This is a genomic window from Variovorax robiniae (assembly GCF_037889955.1).
In the GTDB taxonomy this organism is placed as follows: Bacteria; Pseudomonadota; Gammaproteobacteria; order Burkholderiales; family Burkholderiaceae_C; genus Variovorax; species Variovorax robiniae.
The window spans coordinates 118,407-135,674 of sequence record NZ_JBBKZS010000017.1 but is presented as its reverse complement, the minus strand read 5'-3'; the positions used below and the strand labels follow the sequence as shown (position 1 = coordinate 135,674).

Annotated in this window: 13 protein-coding genes; 10 read left to right on the top strand and 3 right to left on the bottom strand. The window is 62.1% G+C overall.

Going from position 1 to position 17,268, the window contains the following annotated elements; translation table 11 throughout:
• Positions 1-896 (top strand): AAA domain-containing protein (locus WKW79_RS28545; RefSeq protein WP_340338609.1); only part of this gene is annotated, 896 nt, incomplete at its 5' end.
• Positions 897-1,282: 386 nt separating this feature from the next.
• Here WKW79_RS28545 and WKW79_RS28540 read toward each other — a convergent pair.
• The gene (locus tag WKW79_RS28540) at positions 1,283-2,419 is read right to left on the bottom strand and encodes a DNA methyltransferase (RefSeq protein WP_340338608.1); all 1,137 of its coding nucleotides are present in this window, start codon (positions 2,417-2,419) and stop codon (positions 1,283-1,285) included.
• Positions 2,420-2,668: 249 nt separating this feature from the next.
• Positions 2,669-3,574 carry a MurR/RpiR family transcriptional regulator gene (locus tag WKW79_RS28535; RefSeq protein ID WP_340338607.1) on the bottom strand — a complete coding sequence of 302 codons (906 nt, stop codon included), beginning with the start codon at positions 3,572-3,574 and terminating at the stop codon, positions 2,669-2,671.
• Between the two features lie 209 nt (positions 3,575-3,783).
• On the opposite strand from WKW79_RS28535, the gene WKW79_RS28530 reads away from it, so the two are divergent.
• The 6 genes from WKW79_RS28530 (at position 3,784) to WKW79_RS28505 (ending at position 9,662) form a co-directional block, all read left to right on the top strand.
• The gene (locus WKW79_RS28530) at positions 3,784-4,572 is read left to right on the top strand and encodes an SDR family NAD(P)-dependent oxidoreductase (RefSeq protein ID WP_340338606.1); all 789 of its coding nucleotides are present in this window, start codon (positions 3,784-3,786) and stop codon (positions 4,570-4,572) included.
• A gap of 64 nt (positions 4,573-4,636) precedes the next feature.
• A complete protein-coding gene (locus WKW79_RS28525; RefSeq protein ID WP_340338605.1) occupies positions 4,637-5,680 on the top strand; it encodes a sugar ABC transporter substrate-binding protein in 1,044 nt (347 codons plus the stop codon).
• Between the two features lie 25 nt (positions 5,681-5,705).
• Positions 5,706-7,277 carry a sugar ABC transporter ATP-binding protein gene (locus tag WKW79_RS28520; RefSeq protein ID WP_340338604.1) on the top strand — a complete coding sequence of 524 codons (1,572 nt, stop codon included), beginning with the start codon at positions 5,706-5,708 and terminating at the stop codon, positions 7,275-7,277.
• The gene (locus tag WKW79_RS28515) at positions 7,274-8,269 is read left to right on the top strand and encodes an ABC transporter permease (RefSeq protein ID WP_340338603.1); all 996 of its coding nucleotides are present in this window, start codon (positions 7,274-7,276) and stop codon (positions 8,267-8,269) included. The genes WKW79_RS28520 and WKW79_RS28515 overlap by 4 nt, the downstream gene beginning before the upstream one ends.
• Positions 8,266-9,141, top strand: a complete 876-nt coding sequence (locus tag WKW79_RS28510; RefSeq protein ID WP_340338602.1) for a sugar phosphate isomerase/epimerase family protein — start codon at positions 8,266-8,268, stop codon at positions 9,139-9,141. The genes WKW79_RS28515 and WKW79_RS28510 overlap by 4 nt, the downstream gene beginning before the upstream one ends.
• Before the next feature lie 23 nt (positions 9,142-9,164).
• Entirely contained in the window at positions 9,165-9,662 is a 498-nt protein-coding gene (locus tag WKW79_RS28505) for a low molecular weight protein-tyrosine-phosphatase (RefSeq protein WP_340338601.1), read from the top strand.
• Positions 9,663-9,702: 40 nt separating this feature from the next.
• On the opposite strand, the gene WKW79_RS28500 is transcribed toward WKW79_RS28505, so the two are convergent.
• Positions 9,703-10,644 carry a fatty acid desaturase gene (locus tag WKW79_RS28500; RefSeq protein ID WP_340338600.1) on the bottom strand — a complete coding sequence of 314 codons (942 nt, stop codon included), beginning with the start codon at positions 10,642-10,644 and terminating at the stop codon, positions 9,703-9,705.
• 160 nt (positions 10,645-10,804) lie between these two features.
• Here WKW79_RS28500 and WKW79_RS28495 point away from each other — a divergent pair, with 160 nt between their 5' ends.
• From WKW79_RS28495 to WKW79_RS28485, 3 genes are all read left to right on the top strand, one after another.
• Positions 10,805-12,436, top strand: coding sequence for a rhodanese-like domain-containing protein (locus WKW79_RS28495; RefSeq protein ID WP_340338599.1), 1,632 nt, complete (start codon positions 10,805-10,807; stop codon positions 12,434-12,436).
• A 131-nt stretch (positions 12,437-12,567) separates the two neighbouring features.
• On the top strand, positions 12,568-13,212 hold the full coding sequence (locus WKW79_RS28490) for a peroxiredoxin (protein ID WP_340338598.1): 645 nt from the start codon (positions 12,568-12,570) through the stop codon (positions 13,210-13,212).
• 420 nt (positions 13,213-13,632) lie between these two features.
• Positions 13,633-17,226 (top strand): SIR2 family protein, encoded by a 3,594-nt coding sequence (locus tag WKW79_RS28485; protein ID WP_340338597.1) that lies wholly within the window; start codon positions 13,633-13,635, stop codon positions 17,224-17,226.
• The last annotated feature ends 42 nt before the right edge of the window (positions 17,227-17,268 follow it).

Sequence of the window (17,268 nt, the reverse complement as noted above, 5' to 3'; positions counted from 1 at the left end):
GGCACGCCTGGCGATCGCGGTCGAGGCGTGATCGATCAATAATGCAACCCCTGTCCTGCCCGGAGGAATTTGGGTGTCGACAACCGGGGGAATTTGAAGTGTCGATCGGGGAGAACTACCGCTCCCACGAAGACATCGTCGCCTACGCTCGCGGCATCGGATACCCGTCGCAGCTGTCGGCGCACTTCAAGAACACGGCAGTCCACCCTCTATCGGCCGTTTCGTTGCCTTCGTTCGGCTTCCCGGCGAACCTGCCCTACTGGCCTGAATTGAAGCAGATGGTAAGCACGTCACCCGCGGTGATGACGCTGCTGCACGACGATGACCTTTCTTCGCAGGGCAATGAGGTCGAGGCGATGCTTGTCGCCTCGCTTGTCTGGAGCTTGCGTGAGACGCTCAGCGCTGAGCTAGACGGTCAGAAGCCTGGTGTCACTCACGCGCCGCCTACGTCCAAGCAGTTCTGGGCCAACTCCGTTGGCATCGTCACGCCGCACCGGGCACAGCGTGCCTTGGTTGTCAGGGAGCTCAGGAAGCTGTGGCAAGGTGAAGCCGCGTTGATTGACGAGGCCGTCGACACCGTCGAGAAGTTCCAGGGCGGTGAGCGCCACGTCATCATCGTGTCGTTCGGCGTCGCTGATGCCGATGTCATCGCCGGCGAGGAGGCTTTCCTTATGCAGCTGCAACGAACGAACGTTGCCATCTCCCAAGCGATGGCCAAGTGCATCGTCATCATGCCAACTACCCTGGCAGGCCACGTACCGCAGGACAAGCAGGCGCTGCTCACCGCGCATGCCATAAAGGACTACGTGGATGACTTCTGCAACCACGAGCAGCCTATAAGCATTCAGCTGCCGAACGGCACTACCCGCGGAGGGAAGCTGCGATTCAGGGTTTGAAGTGCTCGCCGGAGCCCTGATTCTGAATTTCCGGAACTGCCGCTGTTCTTACGAGGTCGGCGTCAAGCTGCATCGGTACGATCTTCGGGGCCTGCAGGCCGGCGGCACGCACAAGCTTGCCAACGATGAGCCCTAGCACCAATGCCTTGCGCCCTTGGCCTCTTGGCCTGCCCCCGAAACGTCAGGGCGTAGAGACCTTCACAACCCGCCTTGGCGAGCACCGGCATCGAGCAGCGAGCGGCCCCTCCGGAAGGGATGTAGCTGCGATGGTTCTGAAGTTTCATAGGCGGCGGGGCGGTGACGCCAGAACGTACCGGCGGCCGGAGGGCGCCAAACCAGTCTGCGACCACAACCAATACCCGACCGGTCCCAGCGGTCGCGCGCTTTCAATGCCTGACGACGTGAAAGTCGTATTCGTCACAGGCACCCGAGCCGGCACGCATCTGCTGAGCTTGTCGCTTGCCGGAGTGCGCAGAGGATGCGTTACGAGCTGACTTGACCTCGAAAGCAACGCCTGAGGCCTCGAACGACTTGTAAATCAACGCCTTCGCATCGACCTTCGCCGAAGGAATCACGCCAAAGCGGATGTACATGTGCAGCTCATCAGCGTCCGTATGCGCCATGTTGGCCCACACCTTGCCCAAGGAGCTGGCAAAAATGTCCTGTCCTGTATGTTCCAGCTGCACGCCAGCGCTGTAGTCCACGGTCGCAGGTCCACCCAGAAACCAGTTGCGCAGCCACTGGTCTTGCACATAGGTGCGCATCCCGTAGTAGGGAGGAGATGTCACCACCACCGAATGGTTTCGGCCCGATGGAAGGCTCGCTGCAACCGTCGAGTCACCGCGCACGACGTTGGTGTGTGCGGCTTTGGGCAACGCCTTGGATGCGGCGATGAGCTTCAGCTTGCGCTCAAGGACGCGGAGAACGTCAACCTCAGGGGCGACCATGTTCCGCTTGGCCCAGAATTCCACCGCGTAGTCGGGCTTGGGCGCAAAGGTGCGCGGCATCTGGTTCGAGAAATACGAGGATGCGCCGCTAACCAACAGCGGACCGTGCAGGCAGCCCAAGATAGCTGCCTTCAGCATTACCGTCTCATCGGTGTCCTCGAGTTCGAGAAGCCCTTCCCGCAACGCGCAGATTTCCCGCAGCGTCTTGCTGTGATACGCCGCCCTGAAGAACTTGCCTTGCGGAACATGCTCAGGCTTGGTCGCAAGAATCAGCAACTGAGCCAGACACAGCGCGTCCTCGGCAGTGGAGTTGGAAAGCTTTGCCTTGGCGATTGCCACCGCGACTGGCGACGTGTCGATGCCCCAGCTTTCAAGTCCCAGAGTACGCGCTGCGAACAGCGTCGTGCCCCGGCCGCAGAATGGATCCACAACCACGGGCTTTGCCGCTCGATGCTTCCGAAGAACCTTCAGCGGGAATTCCAAAGGGAACATCGTGAAGTACGGGCAGATGGCGTTTAGCGCGAAGGAGGGGTTGTAGGCAAGAGGGCGCATTAGGGAACATTGGAAGTGCTTCAAGTGTAGTGCCCGATGTTTAATCTGCGACCGGGGATCCCCTTGCCGGTCATTGAGCCTTCGCTGGATTCGCTAGCCACCACTGCGCCGCCGAAAAGGGGACGCCGGTGAACTTCCGCTCTCAGTCTTGAGCGAAGATCGGACGCCTTTATTTACTGGCTCCGCGCCCCACTCAACTGCGTAAAGCGTTTGTCATGCAGGAGCCTGCACCGCAGCCAGAGATCGGCGACCGCAGTAAAAAGATTCACAACGTCAGCGATGGCGGGTCGACTCGATCACCACATTCGTATCCTTGATCTTCTGAATCGACTGCTTGATGTGCTTCACCGCATAGCGCGAATACAGCACGTCGACGACCAGCAGTTGCGCCACCTTGGCCAGCATCGACTCCTGATACGCCGCTGACCCTGACGACGCATCGTTCGCAGTGGTCAGCAGCACCATATCCGCAGCCTGCGTGATCGGTGAATCCGCAAACGAGGTGATCGCAATCGTCGTCGCCCCAGCCTGCCGCGCCTGCCGCAGCGAGTCTACGATGGCCACCGTGCGACCGGAATTGCTGACAGCCACCGCCACCGACTGCTTGCCCAAGGTAGCAGCCGAGATCTGCTGCACGCCCTGGTCGTTGAAGAACATACAGCGCTTGCCCACGCGCATGAAGCGCATCACGGCGCTCTCGGCCGCGAGCGTGGAGGAGCCCATCGCGAAGAAGGCGAGCAGGTCGCACTTGTCGATCGCTGCCGCGGCCTTCTCGAGCAGGGGCAGGTCCAGCCGCGCGGCGGTGTCCTCGATGGTGCTGAGGTTGCGGTAGACGATCTTCTTCAAGATCTGCCCGCTGGTGTCGGCGGGGCCGATGTCGTCGTAGACGAAGGCGTCCTTGTCCTTAGTGGCGGCGGACGCCACGGGATGGCTCGACAGCGCTTCGGCCACGCCGATCTTCAACTGCTGGTAGCTCGGCACGTCGATGGCCCGCACGAAGCGCGTGATCGTCGATTCGGAAACATCGCAGGCCAGCGCCAGGTCCTTGATCGACTGCGTCTTCACGATCTCCGGGTTCTTCAGCACATAGGCCGCGATGCGTTGCAGCGCCGGATTGAGCTGGCCCTGGGCGAGCCGGATGACGTTGAGCACGCCCGTGTGTTGCAGCTTGGTGTTCATGGGTTCGCCTTCCTTGCGGGTTGCCTGCCGCCGCGCTGTTGCGCGCCGGTTACGGAAACTTCGATTGTGCCCCGGATCGAAATTATTTCCTTCCGCAGGCACCGCTTTCGGGTTTTCAAGGAAAGAAATTACTTGCATCAAAAAAGTTTGGCGTAATAATTCCTTCCATACCGGCGCAACGCCGCCGTCGCAACCCAGGAGCGAGACACATGGATCTGCAACTTGAAGGCCGCAAGGCGCTGGTGACCGCATCGAGCGGCGGCATCGGCCAGGAAATCGCAAGGACGCTGGCGCGCGAGCAGGCCATCGTCATCGTCAACGGACGTTCGCGGGCGGTGGTCGATGCGGCCATGGCCAACATCGCCGCGAGCGTGCCCGGTGCGCGGCTGGAGGCGCTGGTCGCCGACAACGGCAGCGCCGAAGGCTGCGCGCGCACCATCGCCGAAGTGCCCGACGTGGACATCCTCGTCAACAACCTCGGCGTCTACGAGGCGGTGCCCTTCCGCGAGACCAGCGATGCCTCATGGCAGCGCATGTTCGAGATCAACATCATGAGCGGCGTGCGGCTGTCGCGCCACTACATCGGCGGCATGCTGGCGCGCGGCAAGGGCCGCATCGTGTTCATCTCCAGCGAGGCGGCCATCACGCCGGCGCCCGAGTTGCCGCACTACAGCGCCACCAAGACGATGGAGCTGTCGATCTCGCGCAACCTGGCGGAGCTCACCAAGGGCAGCGGCGTGACCGTCAACGCCGTGCTGCCGGGCTCCACCCGCACCGAGGGCGTGAAGACCTTCGTGCAGAACCTGTTCCCCGAGCTGCCCTATGCCGAGGCCGAGGCGCGCTTCATGCGCGAGAACCGCGCGACCTCGCTGATCGCACGCCTCATCGACCCGGCCGAAGTGGCCGCCACCGTGGCCTTCGTCTGCAGCGGCCCGGCCAGCGCCATCAACGGCGCCGCCGTGCGCGTGGACGGCGGCATCGTCCGCACCGTTTTCTGAAACCCCGAACGACTTCCCGGCAGCGCGGCTGCCGCCCTACCCACCCTCGACATTGGAGACAAGCATGATCACTCGCAGAACCGGCATGAAGACCCTGGGCACCATCGCCGCCGCACTGGCCATCGGCCTGCCCGCCGCCGCACTGGCGCAGAACTATCCCGCGCCGCAAGCGCTGAAGGCCGGCGCGCAGGCGTCGACCAGCACGCTCAAGTTCGCCGGCGGCACGCCCACCATCGCCTACCTGCCGATGGGCACCGAGTTCAACTACCACATCGCGCTCAACGAAGGCATCAAGTCGGTGCCGGGCATCAAGAGCTTCATGCTCTCGCCGTACTCCGGCGGCGACCAGGCCGGCCAGATGGGCATGCTGCAGGACGTGATCTCGCGCAAGGACGTCGACGCGATCCTCATCATCAGCTTCGACGAGCATTCGCTGGCGCCCTTGATCAAGAAGGCGGTCGATGCCGGCAAGGCCGTGATCATCGTCAACTCCGACATCCCCAACTACCCGACGCCGGTGCACGGCGTGGTCGGCGTCAACCAGCGGGCGGCCAACAAGGCGCTGGCCACCTGGGCGCGCCAGCAGGCCGAAGGCGCGCCGCGCAAGGTCGGCATCCTCGATGGCGAGCCCAGCTACCTCGCCACCGAACGCGCCGGCGGCTTCACCGACGGCATCAAGGGCAGCAACTGGAACATGGTCGCGCGCATCAACGGCGGCTGGAGCGTGGAGAAGGGCAATGCCGCGGCGATGGACCTGCTGCAGGCCAACCCCGGCATCGACGTGATCTACGCATCGAACGACTACATGGCGCTGGGCGCAGCGCTGGCCGCCAAGAGCATGGGCCGCAAGAACCTCACCGTCCTCGGCTACGACGGCGACACCGGCGCGCTGGAGAACATCGCCAACGGCGAGGGCGTCACCGCCACCACCAACACCTCGCCGGTGAAGATGGGCCGCATGGCGGCGCAGTTCGCGGTCGACCTGCTCAACAAGAAGTCCACCGGCGGCTATGTCGAGGTGCCGACCCAGATCGTGCAGAAGGCCAATGCCGTGTCCGTGCTGAGGAATGCCGACGAGCTGTTCCCCAAGCCGTCGAAGAAGTACTGAGCGGGCCAGCGCGAGCCGTACTGCCATGACTTCAGCAAGCCTTCATCCCGGCCGCGGAGAACCCTTGTGGGAACTGCGGCGGATCTGCAAGTCCTTTCCGGGCGTCCGCGCCAACAACGACATCTCGCTGCGCCTGCATGCCGGCGAGATCCACGGCTTGCTCGGGGAGAACGGCTGCGGCAAATCGACGCTGATCAAGATCCTCTCGGGCGTGAACCAGCCCGACTCGGGCGAGATCCGCCACCGCGGCCGCGTGGTCACGCTGAACGGCCCGACCGCCGCGCGCAGCGAAGGCGTGGCCACGGTGTTCCAGGAGTTCTCGCTGATCCCGCAACTGACAGTGGCCGAGAACATCTTCATGGGCCGGCATCCCACACGGGCCGGTGGCCTGCTGGTGGACTGGAAGGCCATGGCGGCGGCGGCGCACCACATCCTCGAGCAACTGGCGATCGACATCGATCCGCAGGTGCGCGTGGCCGATCTCTCCGTGGCCGAACAGCAACTGGTGGAGATTGCCAAGGCGCTGTCGCAGGAGGCGGAGCTGCTGATCCTCGACGAGCCCACCACCGCGCTGGGCCAGGAGGAGATCGCGATCCTGCACGGCCTGCTGCGCAGCATCCGCGGGCGTGGCGTGTCCATCCTCTACATCTCGCACCGGCTCGACGAAGTGGTCGAACTGGTGGACACCGTCACCATCCTCAAGGACGGCTGCGTGGCGAGCCGCTCCGGCGAAACGCGCCTGGCGGTGGACGACATCGTCAGCTGCATGATCGGCGGCGGCGTGCGCGAACACTATCCCAAGGAACACAACGCGACCGACCAGGTGGTGCTCGAAGTGCGCGGCATCCGCACGTCGGAGCGCGTGCGCGATGCCAGCTTCGACCTGCGGCGCGGCGAGGTGCTGGGCCTGGGCGGCGTGATCGGCTCCGGCCGTACCGAGATCGCGCGCGCGGTGTTCGGTGCGGATCGGCTGACCGGTGGCGAAGTGCTGCTGGATGGCCGCCCGCTGCGCCTGCGCGGCCCGGCCGACGCGATCCGCGCCGGCATCGCGCTGGTGCCGGAGAACCGCAAGTACGACGGGCTTTTCTTCAACTTCTTCGCCGGCCCCAACATCACGATGGCGAACATCGGCGGCGTGCTGCGCGGCCCGTTCTTCGACCATGGCAAGGAAGACGATGCCGCGACCGGCTACATCCGCGACCTGGAGATCACGCCGCTGGCGGCGCACAAGTTCGTCAACCTGATCTCCGGCGGTAACCAGCAGAAGGTGCTGATCGCGCGCTGGCTGTTCCGGGAGGCGCGCATCGTGATCCTCGACGAGCCGACGCAAGGCATCGACGTCGGCGCCAAGCTGGCCGTCTACCGCCTCATCAACGCCCTGACCAAGGCCGGCAAGTCGGTGCTGCTGATCAGTTCCGACCACAACGAGCTGATCGCGATGAGCGATCGCATCGCCATCGTGCAGCACGGGCGTGTGACCTCCGTGCGGCCGGCCGCCGAGGTGACGCATGCCCACCTCGTGAGCGCGTCCGGCACGGTGCATTCCCTTCACCCCACCACAGGGCCCGCCGTGGCCGATCTCAGGAGAGTCGCATGAAGCGTTCCCCGTTTGCGCAGTTCACCGGCCCGCTGGTGGCGCTGCTGCTCATCTGCATCGTCGTGGCCGTCACCACACCGAGCTTCCTGGCCGCGGACAACTTCCGCAACATCGCCTTGCAGGTGGCCGTGCTGTCGGTCGTTGCGATCGGCTCGACCATCGTCATCCTCACGGGCGGCATCGACCTGTCGCCGGGTTCGATGATTGCCTACCTCACGATGGTGCTGGCGGTGATGGTCAAGCTCAACGGCACCAGCCTGTGGCTGGCGATCCCGGCGGCGATCGCGCTCGGCGGGCTGCTGGGTGTGGTCAACGGGCTGCTGGTGGCCTACGTGCGCATACCGGCTTTCATCGTGACGCTGGCGGGGCTCAGTGCGTTCAAGGGCATCGCGCTCACGGTGGGTGGCGGCACGCCGGTGTTCTCGCTCTCGCCGGACCTGGGGCAGGTGTTCTATGGCGAGCTGCTCGGCATTCCGCTGCCCTTCTACTACGTGCTGGGCCTGTACGCGCTGGCCACGGTGGTGCTCAACCATTCGAAGTTCGGCCGCGAGATCTATGCGGTCGGCGGCAATGAGTCGGCGGCGCGCCTGTCGGGCATCCATGTGCCGCGGGTGCGGGCGATGGCCTTCGTGATCGCCGGTGCGTGCGCAGGCATCGGCGCGGTGCTGCTGGCCGCGCGGCTGAACTCGGGCTCGCCCAACTACGGCACGCTGATCGAGCTGCAGGCCATCGCGGCCGCGGTGGTCGGAGGCGCCAGCCTGGCCGGTGGCCGGGGCCATGTGTTGAACACGCTCGTGGGCGTGCTGATCATCGTCGTCGTGCAGAACGGGTTGAACCTGAATGCGGTGTCGACCTCGGTCCAGAGCATCACGATCGGACTCATCATCCTGCTTGCCGTCGGCGTGGACATCTGGCGCGAGCGGATCACTGCGGTGTTTGTCGAGCGATTCGGCAAGCGCCAATCCATCACCCGCCAGGAGGTAACCCAATGACCATGAACAAGCTCGGACTGCACATGATGGTGCACACGCCCGAATGGAACGAGGCCGGCGCGCGCCGCGTGTTCCAGAGCGCCGCGAAGATCGGCTATGACTTCGTCGAAGTGCTGATCTTCGACCCCTTCACAGTGGACGTGGCGATGACCGCGCGCCTTGCCAAGGAGTACGGACTGGGCGTGGCGACGGGCCTGTGCGGCAAGCTCAGCGCCGACCTTTCCAACGCCGACCCGGTGGTGGCCAAGCGCGGCGAGGAGTGGGTGGCGCAAGCCATCCGGGTCACGCGCGACATGGGCGCGACGATGCTGGGCGGGCCGTCGTTCTCTGCCGTGCATCGCTATGGGCTGGCGCCGTCGGAGCATGCGCGGGAGCGTGCTGTCGAAGCCTACCGGCGCCTCGCGAAGCAGGCCGAGGCGGCCGGCGTGCGCATCGGCCTGGAGGCGCTGAACCGCTACGAGAGCAACTTCATCAACACGGTGGACCAGGCCGCGGACTTCTGCCGCAAGGTGGGCTCGGACGCGCTGTTCGTGCATGGCGACATGTTCCACATGAACATCGAGGAGGGCGACATCCCGGCGGCGTTGTTGCGCGTCAAGGACCTGCTCGGCTACGTCCATGTCGCGGAGAGCCATCGCGGCTACCTCGGTACCGGCAACACCGACTGGGCCGGGTTCTTTGGCGCGCTGGCCCGCGCGGAGTATGACGGCCCGATCACCTTCGAATCCTTCTCACCGACGCTGCTCGGCCCCGACATGGCGGGACTGATCGCGCTGTGGCGGGACCACTGGACCGATCCGGATGACGTGGCTGCGAAGGCGCTGTCGTTCATGCGCGAGCACATCCGCGCTGCGAATGCGGTTGCGGCCTGAACTCCAGCAGGACAAGATTGCCCATGGCCGATACCTTCACAGTCCTCTTCGTCTGCATGGGCAACATCTGCCGCAGCCCGACGGCGCACGGTGTGTTCCGGCAGGCGGTGCAACGCGCTGGCCTGGCGGAGCGCGTGCAGGTCGCATCGGCGGCGACGCATGACCTGCATCCGGGCGAACCGCCGGACCCGCGCAGCGTCAAGCATGCGAAGAGGCGGGGCTACGACCTGTCGGACCTGCGCGCCAGCACGCTGACGGCTGAGGAACTGGAGCGCGCGGACCTCGTGGTCGTCATGGACGACAACAACCTTGCCGTGGTGCAGGCGCGATGCCCGGCGGAACACCAGCACAAGGTGATGCGGATGGCGGGCTTCTGTCGGCGGCATCCGGCGGTGTCATCTGTGCCTGATCCGTACTACGGCGGGCCTGAAGGCTTCGAGAGCGTCCTGGATCTTGTGGAAGACGCTTGCGAAGGATTGCTGGTCTTTGTGCGCGAGCGCCTGGACAAGGCGCCTGGGTGATTGAAGGCGTGGCCGTCGCGGGACAGCGATGGCCCCTTCCTCACCACTTCGGATGCACCGGCGCGAACACCGGCCGGAACAGGTAGCGCCGCACGATCTCGCCATAGCCCCGGTAGTAGAAGTGCCCGTTGCCCTGCAGCACCTCCGCGCGATGCTGGCGGAAGTACAGCGGGATCTCGTACCAGGGCATGCTCGGCGCGCGATGGTGGACGTGGTGCAGGTTGTTGTAGAGGTACATGAGCCCCACTAGCCAGTTCGATTCCACGATGGCCACGCGCGCATGCGGCGTGTCGCTCCAGCGGTGCTCGGTGAAGCTGCGCAGCAGGCCGAGCATCATGCCGGGGTAGACGAAGCAGAGGAGATAGGTCGTCACGTCCATGCCTGCGCCCACCACGAAGCCCCTCACTGCCGCCACGCCGAGCGCGTGCAGCAGCCACATGCGTGCATGCGAGAAGTCGCCCGTGCGCAATCGACGCCATTCGCCGCGCACCAACGTGTAGAGGCGCATCGCCGGGCCGGCCAGCAGGCGGAAGGACAGCAACTGGTTCGCCGAGAAGAGCGCGCGCCGCCACGGCCCGTAGCTTTGCCACGCGGGCGCAGAGTGGTAGTTGCTCTCGGTGTCCTTGTCCGGATGCGTGAGGTGGAAGTTGACGTGGTGCGCGCTGTGGCCGCGGTGGTACAGCTCGTAGGGCAGCCAGAGGTTGAGCGGCGGCCACACGATGGCTTGGCGCAGCCAGCGCGGCAGGTGGCGCATCGCGTGGATGCTTTCATGCTGAAGCGAAGAATGCAGTTGCGCGACGTAGCCACCCAGCACGAACAGCAGCCAGCCCGGCAGCGACGCGTGCCACCAGATCAGCGCGGCCCAGGCGGCGTAGCAGGCGGCGATCAGGATCAGCGTCGGCGCTTCGTAGTGGCGCCACCAGACGAGGCGGGCAGGGCGTGCTGGGCGGGGCGGTGCCGAGGCGGTGGATGCGGTCGTCATGTGTCTCTGATGTCTCTGGTGCGAAGCAAGCGGGAGCGGGCAAGCGAGGGGGACGCGGATCGATGGTAGGAAGCCCGGCCTGGTTTGCATGCGACCAATGCGCATGTGGATATGCGGAAATCGTTCGACCGATCCGCGGCGCTGCTCATAGAGTGCATAAGTGACCGACCCGCCCACCCTTGCCCCCGATGCGTTGCAGGCGCTGCTGCTGGCCGACGGCGAGCTGGCGCTGCTCGACGTGCGCGAGGCGCGCGCCTTCCACGCGGGGCACTTGAACCTTGCGCGCTGTGCGCCGCTGAGCGGTCTGGAACTGCAAGTCCCCGACTTCGTGCCGCGGCGCGGCGCGACGGTCGTTGTCTATGACGATGCCGGCGAGCCGGGCGCGGCTGCTTCTCGCGCCTGGACGCTGTTGCAGCGAATGGGCTACGTAGACGTTCGCCTGCTGCAAGGCGGCATCGCGGCCTGGATGGCGCGTGGCCTGCCGGTGATCGACGGATGGAACACGCTGATCAAGACCTTCGGCGACCGCGTGCGGCAGCACTACGCCACGCGCGTGCTGCCCGTGCCCGCGCTGCAGGCCCTGCGCGATGCCGGCGTGCAGGTGCCTATCGTCGACGTGCGACCGCCCGATGAGTTCGCCTTCCTGTCGATCGAAGGTGCGCGCAACCATCCTGGCACCGAGCTGGCGTTGCGGGACTTCGCGAGCGATGACGGCATCGACAGCCCGCTGTGGGCCATCCAATGCTTCAGCCGCACGCGAGGCATCCTGGGCACCACCACGTTGGCAGTGCTCGGTCATCGCCATGCCGCGTTCGTCGAAGACGGCGTGATGGCGTGGCGCTTGAATGGCGGGGCGGTGGCGAGCCATGCACAAGCTGCGGCCGACTTGCCACGTGTCTCCGCGCAAGTGCTCGCCGAACGCGCCGCACAACTGCGCGCACGCGCCGGCGTGCAGGTGATCGATGGCGCGCAAGTTGCCCGCTGGCGCGCCGACCCGCAACGCACGCTCTACCTCTTCGATGTGCGCCCTGTGCCCGGCGCCGCGAGCGCTGCGGCTGCCGATGTGCGCCACGTGCCGGGCGGCCAAGTGCTCATGCACTTCGAGCAACTGGTCGGCACGCGCAACGCGCGCGTCGTGCTGGTGGACGATCCGGAGGGCTTGGGTGCGGCGGTCACGGCCTTCTGGTTGCGGCAGTTCAACCAATGCGAGGTCGCGGTGCTCGACGGCGAGGCACCGCCCTGGCATGCCCCTTCGGATGCCACGCGCGAGCCCGACGATGCTGCATCGCAAGGCATCGACGCGCCAACGCTGCAAGATTGGCTCGCAAAGGACGAGGCCATCGTCGTACACGTCGGCCCCAGCCAGGACTTCGAACGCCGTCATGTACCCCGCGCCCGCTACCTGCTACCCGCCTCGATGGCCCCGGTCGCGCCGCTGGTCGCGCAAGGCCGCCCCATCGTCTTCACCAGCGAAGACGGTGCCGCAGCGCGCATCGCAGCCCGCGACGCTAGGCGCACATGGCCTGACGCGCAAGCCTTCCACTGGCTCATCGGCGGCCTGCAAGCCTGGGTATCGCAAGCCCAACCCACCACCGCCGACTACATCCCGCAAGACCTCCTCAGCCCCTTCGACGACGACTGGGGCTCGACCATGCGCGTCCGCCCCGAGCATCGCGAAGCCGCATGGCGCGACTACCTCGCCTGGGAGCGCGCCTTGTCCGCGCGCGTCATACCAGACCCCACTGTCTGCTTCCGCTTGATCGACCTCGCGGAATCGGCGCGCGCCTCATAGCAGCACACGGCGCATGCATATCTGTGCAGCAGATAACCATGCGCCCAATTCGATGCTTGCGACGGAGCCGATGCCGGTAGCATTTTTCTGAGGGGCGCCGTTCAGCGCGCCAACCGAAAAAAGGAACCGCCATGACCACAACCCTCCGCCTCGGCGACACCGCGCCCGACTTCACGCAGGACTCCAGCGACGGCCCCATCGACTTCCACGATTGGGCGGGTGATTCGTGGGTGGTGCTGTTCTCGCATCCGGCCGACTTCACGCCGGTGTGCACCACGGAGCTGGGCAAGACCGCGGCGCTGGGCAGCGAGTTCGCCCGCCGCGGCGTCAAGCCCATCGCGGTGAGCGTCGACCCCGTCGACAAGCACCGGCAGTGGATCGGCGACATCAACGACACGCAGAACACCACGGTCAACTTCCCGATCCTGGCCGACGCCGACCGCAAGGTCGCGAACCTGTACGACCTGATCCACCCCAACGCGTCCACCACCGCGACCGTGCGCAGCGTCTTCATCATCGACCCGAAGAAGGCGATCCGCACCACCATCACCTACCCCGCCAGCACCGGCCGCAACTTCGACGAGATTCTGCGCGTGATCGACTCGCTGCAGCTCACCGACAGCCACAAGGTCGCGACCCCGGCCAACTGGCGCGACGGCGATGACGTGGTGATCGTGCCGAGCGTGCAGGACCCGGTGGAGATTGCGCAGCGGTTTCCGAAGGGGTACACGGCAGTGCGGCCGTATTTGAGGGTTACGCCGCAGCCGGGGCGGTGAGCTGGCTAAGCGCTCGTACATCGCGAGCGCGCACGTGCGTCAAAAGGCCTTCCGGACGAAGAAGGCGAGGTAGCTCCAGCAACGTAGGCCGACTCAAGCCGAAGTAAGCACACGTGACGTGTGAGAAATCGTCAGCACGAGCAGACGTCGAAACGGTTCCGCGCCTGTCGGGTACGCGTTCAGTGATGGCACCCGATAAAAGAAACCCTTGCACTGTATCCGCCGCGTGTAGCATTGATTTCGCTGGTCGCGCAAGGCGGCCAGTTTCCGCATACAAGCACAGGTGCGATGCACGCCGAGAGTGTCGTTGTCTTGTCGTGGCCGCAGAAGGAACTGTCGCGCTGGGGCATCCAATGAAAGCCTGTAATTGCCTGCGATCTCCAATGCGTAAACCCCCAAGCTTGCGAACCGAAGACAAAAATGAATCTTGCAGAAGCCTTGAGTTCTTCGGACGCTGTCCTGTTCATCGGATCCGGCGCTTCGGCATGGTCGGGGCTCCCGTCGTGGACAAAAATGCTCGTTGATTTGGCAGACTACCTCGACCATCACTCCCTAGGCAGCGAGTTAGTTCGCGCGGAGGTCGCGTACGGTGACCTGCTCCAAGCGGCAAGTTATGGCTTTGACAAATTAACCAGTCCCCAGCAGGGCGAATTTGTGCGTCGAGCTTGTCGGTACGGGATAGCCCAACCTTCTCCGCTCCACCAACTCTTGGTTTCGATCGGGCCCCGCTGTTTCATCACTACGAATTACGACAACCTTCTTGAAGAAGCGCTGCGTCTCTGGAAGCCCAATGTCTTCTTTCGCCCGCCAGTCACAAACAGAGATCTGATTGCGATGCCGGAAATTATTCAAGCTCGCGCGACGGACTTCATCTTTAAGCCGCATGGAGATGCTAATGACAGTCAGAGCATCGTTCTTACGCGCGAGCAATATCGGATGCTGCTGCCCGGCGGTGAAAGGCAGGCAACTTTGGAATCACTCAAGTTGCTGCTGGTAAGCCGGCCGGTCATATTTGTCGGTTTTGGCTTGAGAGACCCAGATTTTCTCTTCCTTAAAGATGTACTCTTAAATATATACAAGGGCGGCACGCGCGACCATTTCGCGCTGATGGCGGATGTGTCAACGGAACAGGTCGATTATTGGCGCAGAAGCTATGGCATTCATCTAATTTCCTACAAAACTTCTCTAAAAGCTGATGGATCTAGAGATCATGGTGAATTGCTGAAGACTCTCGAAGTTTCAGTCAAAACAAATCCTCAAAGTGGTCCCAGGAACATGCTTGAGGCAACTGCTCCAGAAACGATTCTTGCTTTGGCGCGATACGCATCTGGATTGTCACAGATACGCACGTCGGTGCCCGAATTTCGTATCTCCGTTGACCGAAAGCGACCCTCCAAACGAAACGAGTATGCTAGTTTGAAATCATTTGCAGGAGCCAGCATTGAAACGCTTTTGGATCGCTTCGATGACACGATTTTTTTAATCGGCCTGCCCGGAGCAGGGAAGTCTTACGCGCTGCGAAAAAGCGTTGCACGTCAAGCAGAGGCGTTGCACATTGCATGTCTTAAAGAAAATGTGGTGGCCGAGGATTTGGTGGTTCCTATTTTTGTTGACCTAAAACTGTATCAAGAAAATATTGAGCGCCTTATCGCCGATTCACTTCCGGTAGGACTTAGCTTTCGTGTGCTTTTGAAGACTTTTCGAGTGCGCCTTTATCTTGATTCATTCAATGAAGTGCCGCGCAAATTTGTTGAGTCTGGGGAGTTCGAGGGAGATTTGAGAGAGCTGATTAAAATCATCGATTCCTCTGCAATGGTGATTGGCTCCAGAACTCTTGATGGCCTTGAGGACTTGGGATTTGACGCGTATGAACTCGATGCGATCGAAGAGGCGTCAGTAGTCGACGAGTTGTCAAAGCGAGGATTCGTACTAAATGGGCGCTTTCAGCCCGAGATGCTTGAGTTGCTCCAGCGTCCGTTCTATTTCTGGTATGTCCTCAATGGTGAGGTTTCTATATCCGGCGAGCCGCATCCGAGAGAGTTTTATCAACTCCTCCTTGCTAAGTTGGGTCAAACGCTCGCCGCGAGGCTGCACTTGTCGCTTGATCTCGAGAATATCCTGCGGCCGGTTGCATACCGTGCCCTTAATTCGGGCGAGGAGGCTTTTCCTCTTACAAATTTGCTTCGTACAATCCAAGCCTCTCTAGGCAATACAGGATCTACGGTAAACGCATCAGATATTGCGAACGGCCTTGTTTCTTGCTCGCTGCTAGTGCCTTATTCGGGCGGTCGCGTCGCCTTTGTCCACCAATCTATCACGGAATATCTGGCTTCGATCGAATTGGCCGCGCGGTTTGCCGAGGCACCGGAACTCTTGCGCGAAAAACTTGGTTTGCGGCGTTGGGATCAAGCTCTATTTCTGACAGTGAGCCACTTGCAACCGCCCCTAGATCAACAGTTTTTTCATGGAGTGTTGGACATTGATTTGGGTTTGGCGGTGGCTTCGGCAAAGTTTATGGAGCAAAACCGAGAGAAATTGGTGGACGATTTGTTGGATGAAATAATTCGTCGTCGAGACTCAATTGATGAATTTAATTACGAACTGCATCGTGCGATGGAGCGGGGTTTTCCAGTTAACTCGCGACATCTCCCGAAACTGCGGGAGATTGTTATTTCCGCTCATCCCTTGCGAGGTCCGGCGGCACGGTGCGCAATCGAGATCTCGGGCGGAGCGGTTAAAAAGGAATTTCTTAAATTTTTCGTCGAATTCCAAGGTGACTATAACCTTTGTGCAAATGCCATCGCGCCGTCTTTGGCACCATATGCGACGGACGACGACCTCGTTGTCCTCGCGCAATGGGCGCGAGAAATGGAAACTAGCCTTAAGAACGAGTACCTAGAAGATGATTTCCACGGATTCATAAGTGGCGTGGCCGTGTTCGCATCTGGACTATCATTGGCGACGGTAAAGCGTCTTTTTTATCCTATGCCGTCAGAAAATCTTTTAGAAGCGCCAATTCGAATCGCAGTGCTTCGGGAGATTGTTCGAAAAAATTATTCCACGGAAGGGCTGCAGTGCGCATGCGATCTCCTCAATCTAGGAGATGAAAAGTCTTGTGTAACCATTCATTTTATTCTGCGGTTCGCCAAACCTGAAAATCAAGTTGACACGGATTTTTTAAATGAATCTCATGTTAAATCGATACTGAAGTTTTATGGGGGAGGGGCGAGCGAGGATGGCGGGTGGGCTTGGGATGCAATTGATAGCATTTGTCAATGCAGGCCTGATCTGCGTTCTGTAGTCAGTAGCTTGGCGGAGGACTGGTCTGGCTTGGATCGCGCCGGACTTTTGATGTGTGCTCGGCAGGACGGCACGCCTGCGTTTGACGCTCTGGAGTTGTTGTTGCACGCGACCGAGCAGGAATTGAGAAATGCGGCACACTCCCATATAGAGCACTGGGAGCTAAATTGGCAGGGCAGGGAGTCGCTTTTTCTCGATTTGATGCGGCTAAAGAACGCGGCGCTCTGTAACGGATTGCTTGGACCAGGTACTCCCTCTGAATTGAAAGGTTTTCGGCGAGTTGAAATTTCAGACGTCAAGTGGTGGCTGGAGTGGTTGAACGAATGTTTGCTAACTGACGATCATTGGTTGGTGCTTAAAATTTCGAGTTTTCTGAGCAACTATGCCGTTGAGTCACTGGCACGACGCTTAGTGAGTGATTTTAATGACTCAACGTCAAGGCATAGGGCACTGCTTCTGCGCTTCGTGCTCCCCGAGTTCGGATCGATCTCAACAGATGATCTTTCGAGCGAGGCATCCGCTTTTGCAATCGACCACCTACTGAAGCACGGCGTGGATAGGTGGAGTGGGGGGTTTCTTGGAATTGCGGCGACCGAATACTTCGCTACTGAAAAACTAGTACCACTGCTTTCTCGCGTTGCTGTAAATGAAATCCCGCGAGTAAAGGCCGTACTCGAGAAAGCTGGGCAGAGACATGGGAGACGATACTTCTAAGCAATCCAGTCCCAACATGCTTAACGTCTCGTGCTCGGCTAC

Bases quoted from the DNA above. Each gene is read 5' to 3' on its own strand.
- WKW79_RS28515 (WP_340338603.1), top strand. From the start codon at position 7,274: ATGAAGCGTTCCCCGTTTGCGCAGTTCACCGGCCCGCTGGTGGCGCTG.
- WKW79_RS28500 (WP_340338600.1), bottom strand. From the start codon at position 10,644: ATGACGACCGCATCCACCGCCTCGGCACCGCCCCGCCCAGCACGCCCT.
- WKW79_RS28535 (WP_340338607.1), bottom strand. From the start codon at position 3,574: ATGAACACCAAGCTGCAACACACGGGCGTGCTCAACGTCATCCGGCTC.
- WKW79_RS28530 (WP_340338606.1), top strand. From the start codon at position 3,784: ATGGATCTGCAACTTGAAGGCCGCAAGGCGCTGGTGACCGCATCGAGC.
- WKW79_RS28525 (WP_340338605.1), top strand. From the start codon at position 4,637: ATGATCACTCGCAGAACCGGCATGAAGACCCTGGGCACCATCGCCGCC.
- WKW79_RS28510 (WP_340338602.1), top strand. From the start codon at position 8,266: ATGACCATGAACAAGCTCGGACTGCACATGATGGTGCACACGCCCGAA.
- WKW79_RS28490 (WP_340338598.1), top strand. From the start codon at position 12,568: ATGACCACAACCCTCCGCCTCGGCGACACCGCGCCCGACTTCACGCAG.
- WKW79_RS28520 (WP_340338604.1), top strand. From the start codon at position 5,706: ATGACTTCAGCAAGCCTTCATCCCGGCCGCGGAGAACCCTTGTGGGAA.
- WKW79_RS28505 (WP_340338601.1), top strand. From the start codon at position 9,165: ATGGCCGATACCTTCACAGTCCTCTTCGTCTGCATGGGCAACATCTGC.
- WKW79_RS28485 (WP_340338597.1), top strand. From the start codon at position 13,633: ATGAATCTTGCAGAAGCCTTGAGTTCTTCGGACGCTGTCCTGTTCATC.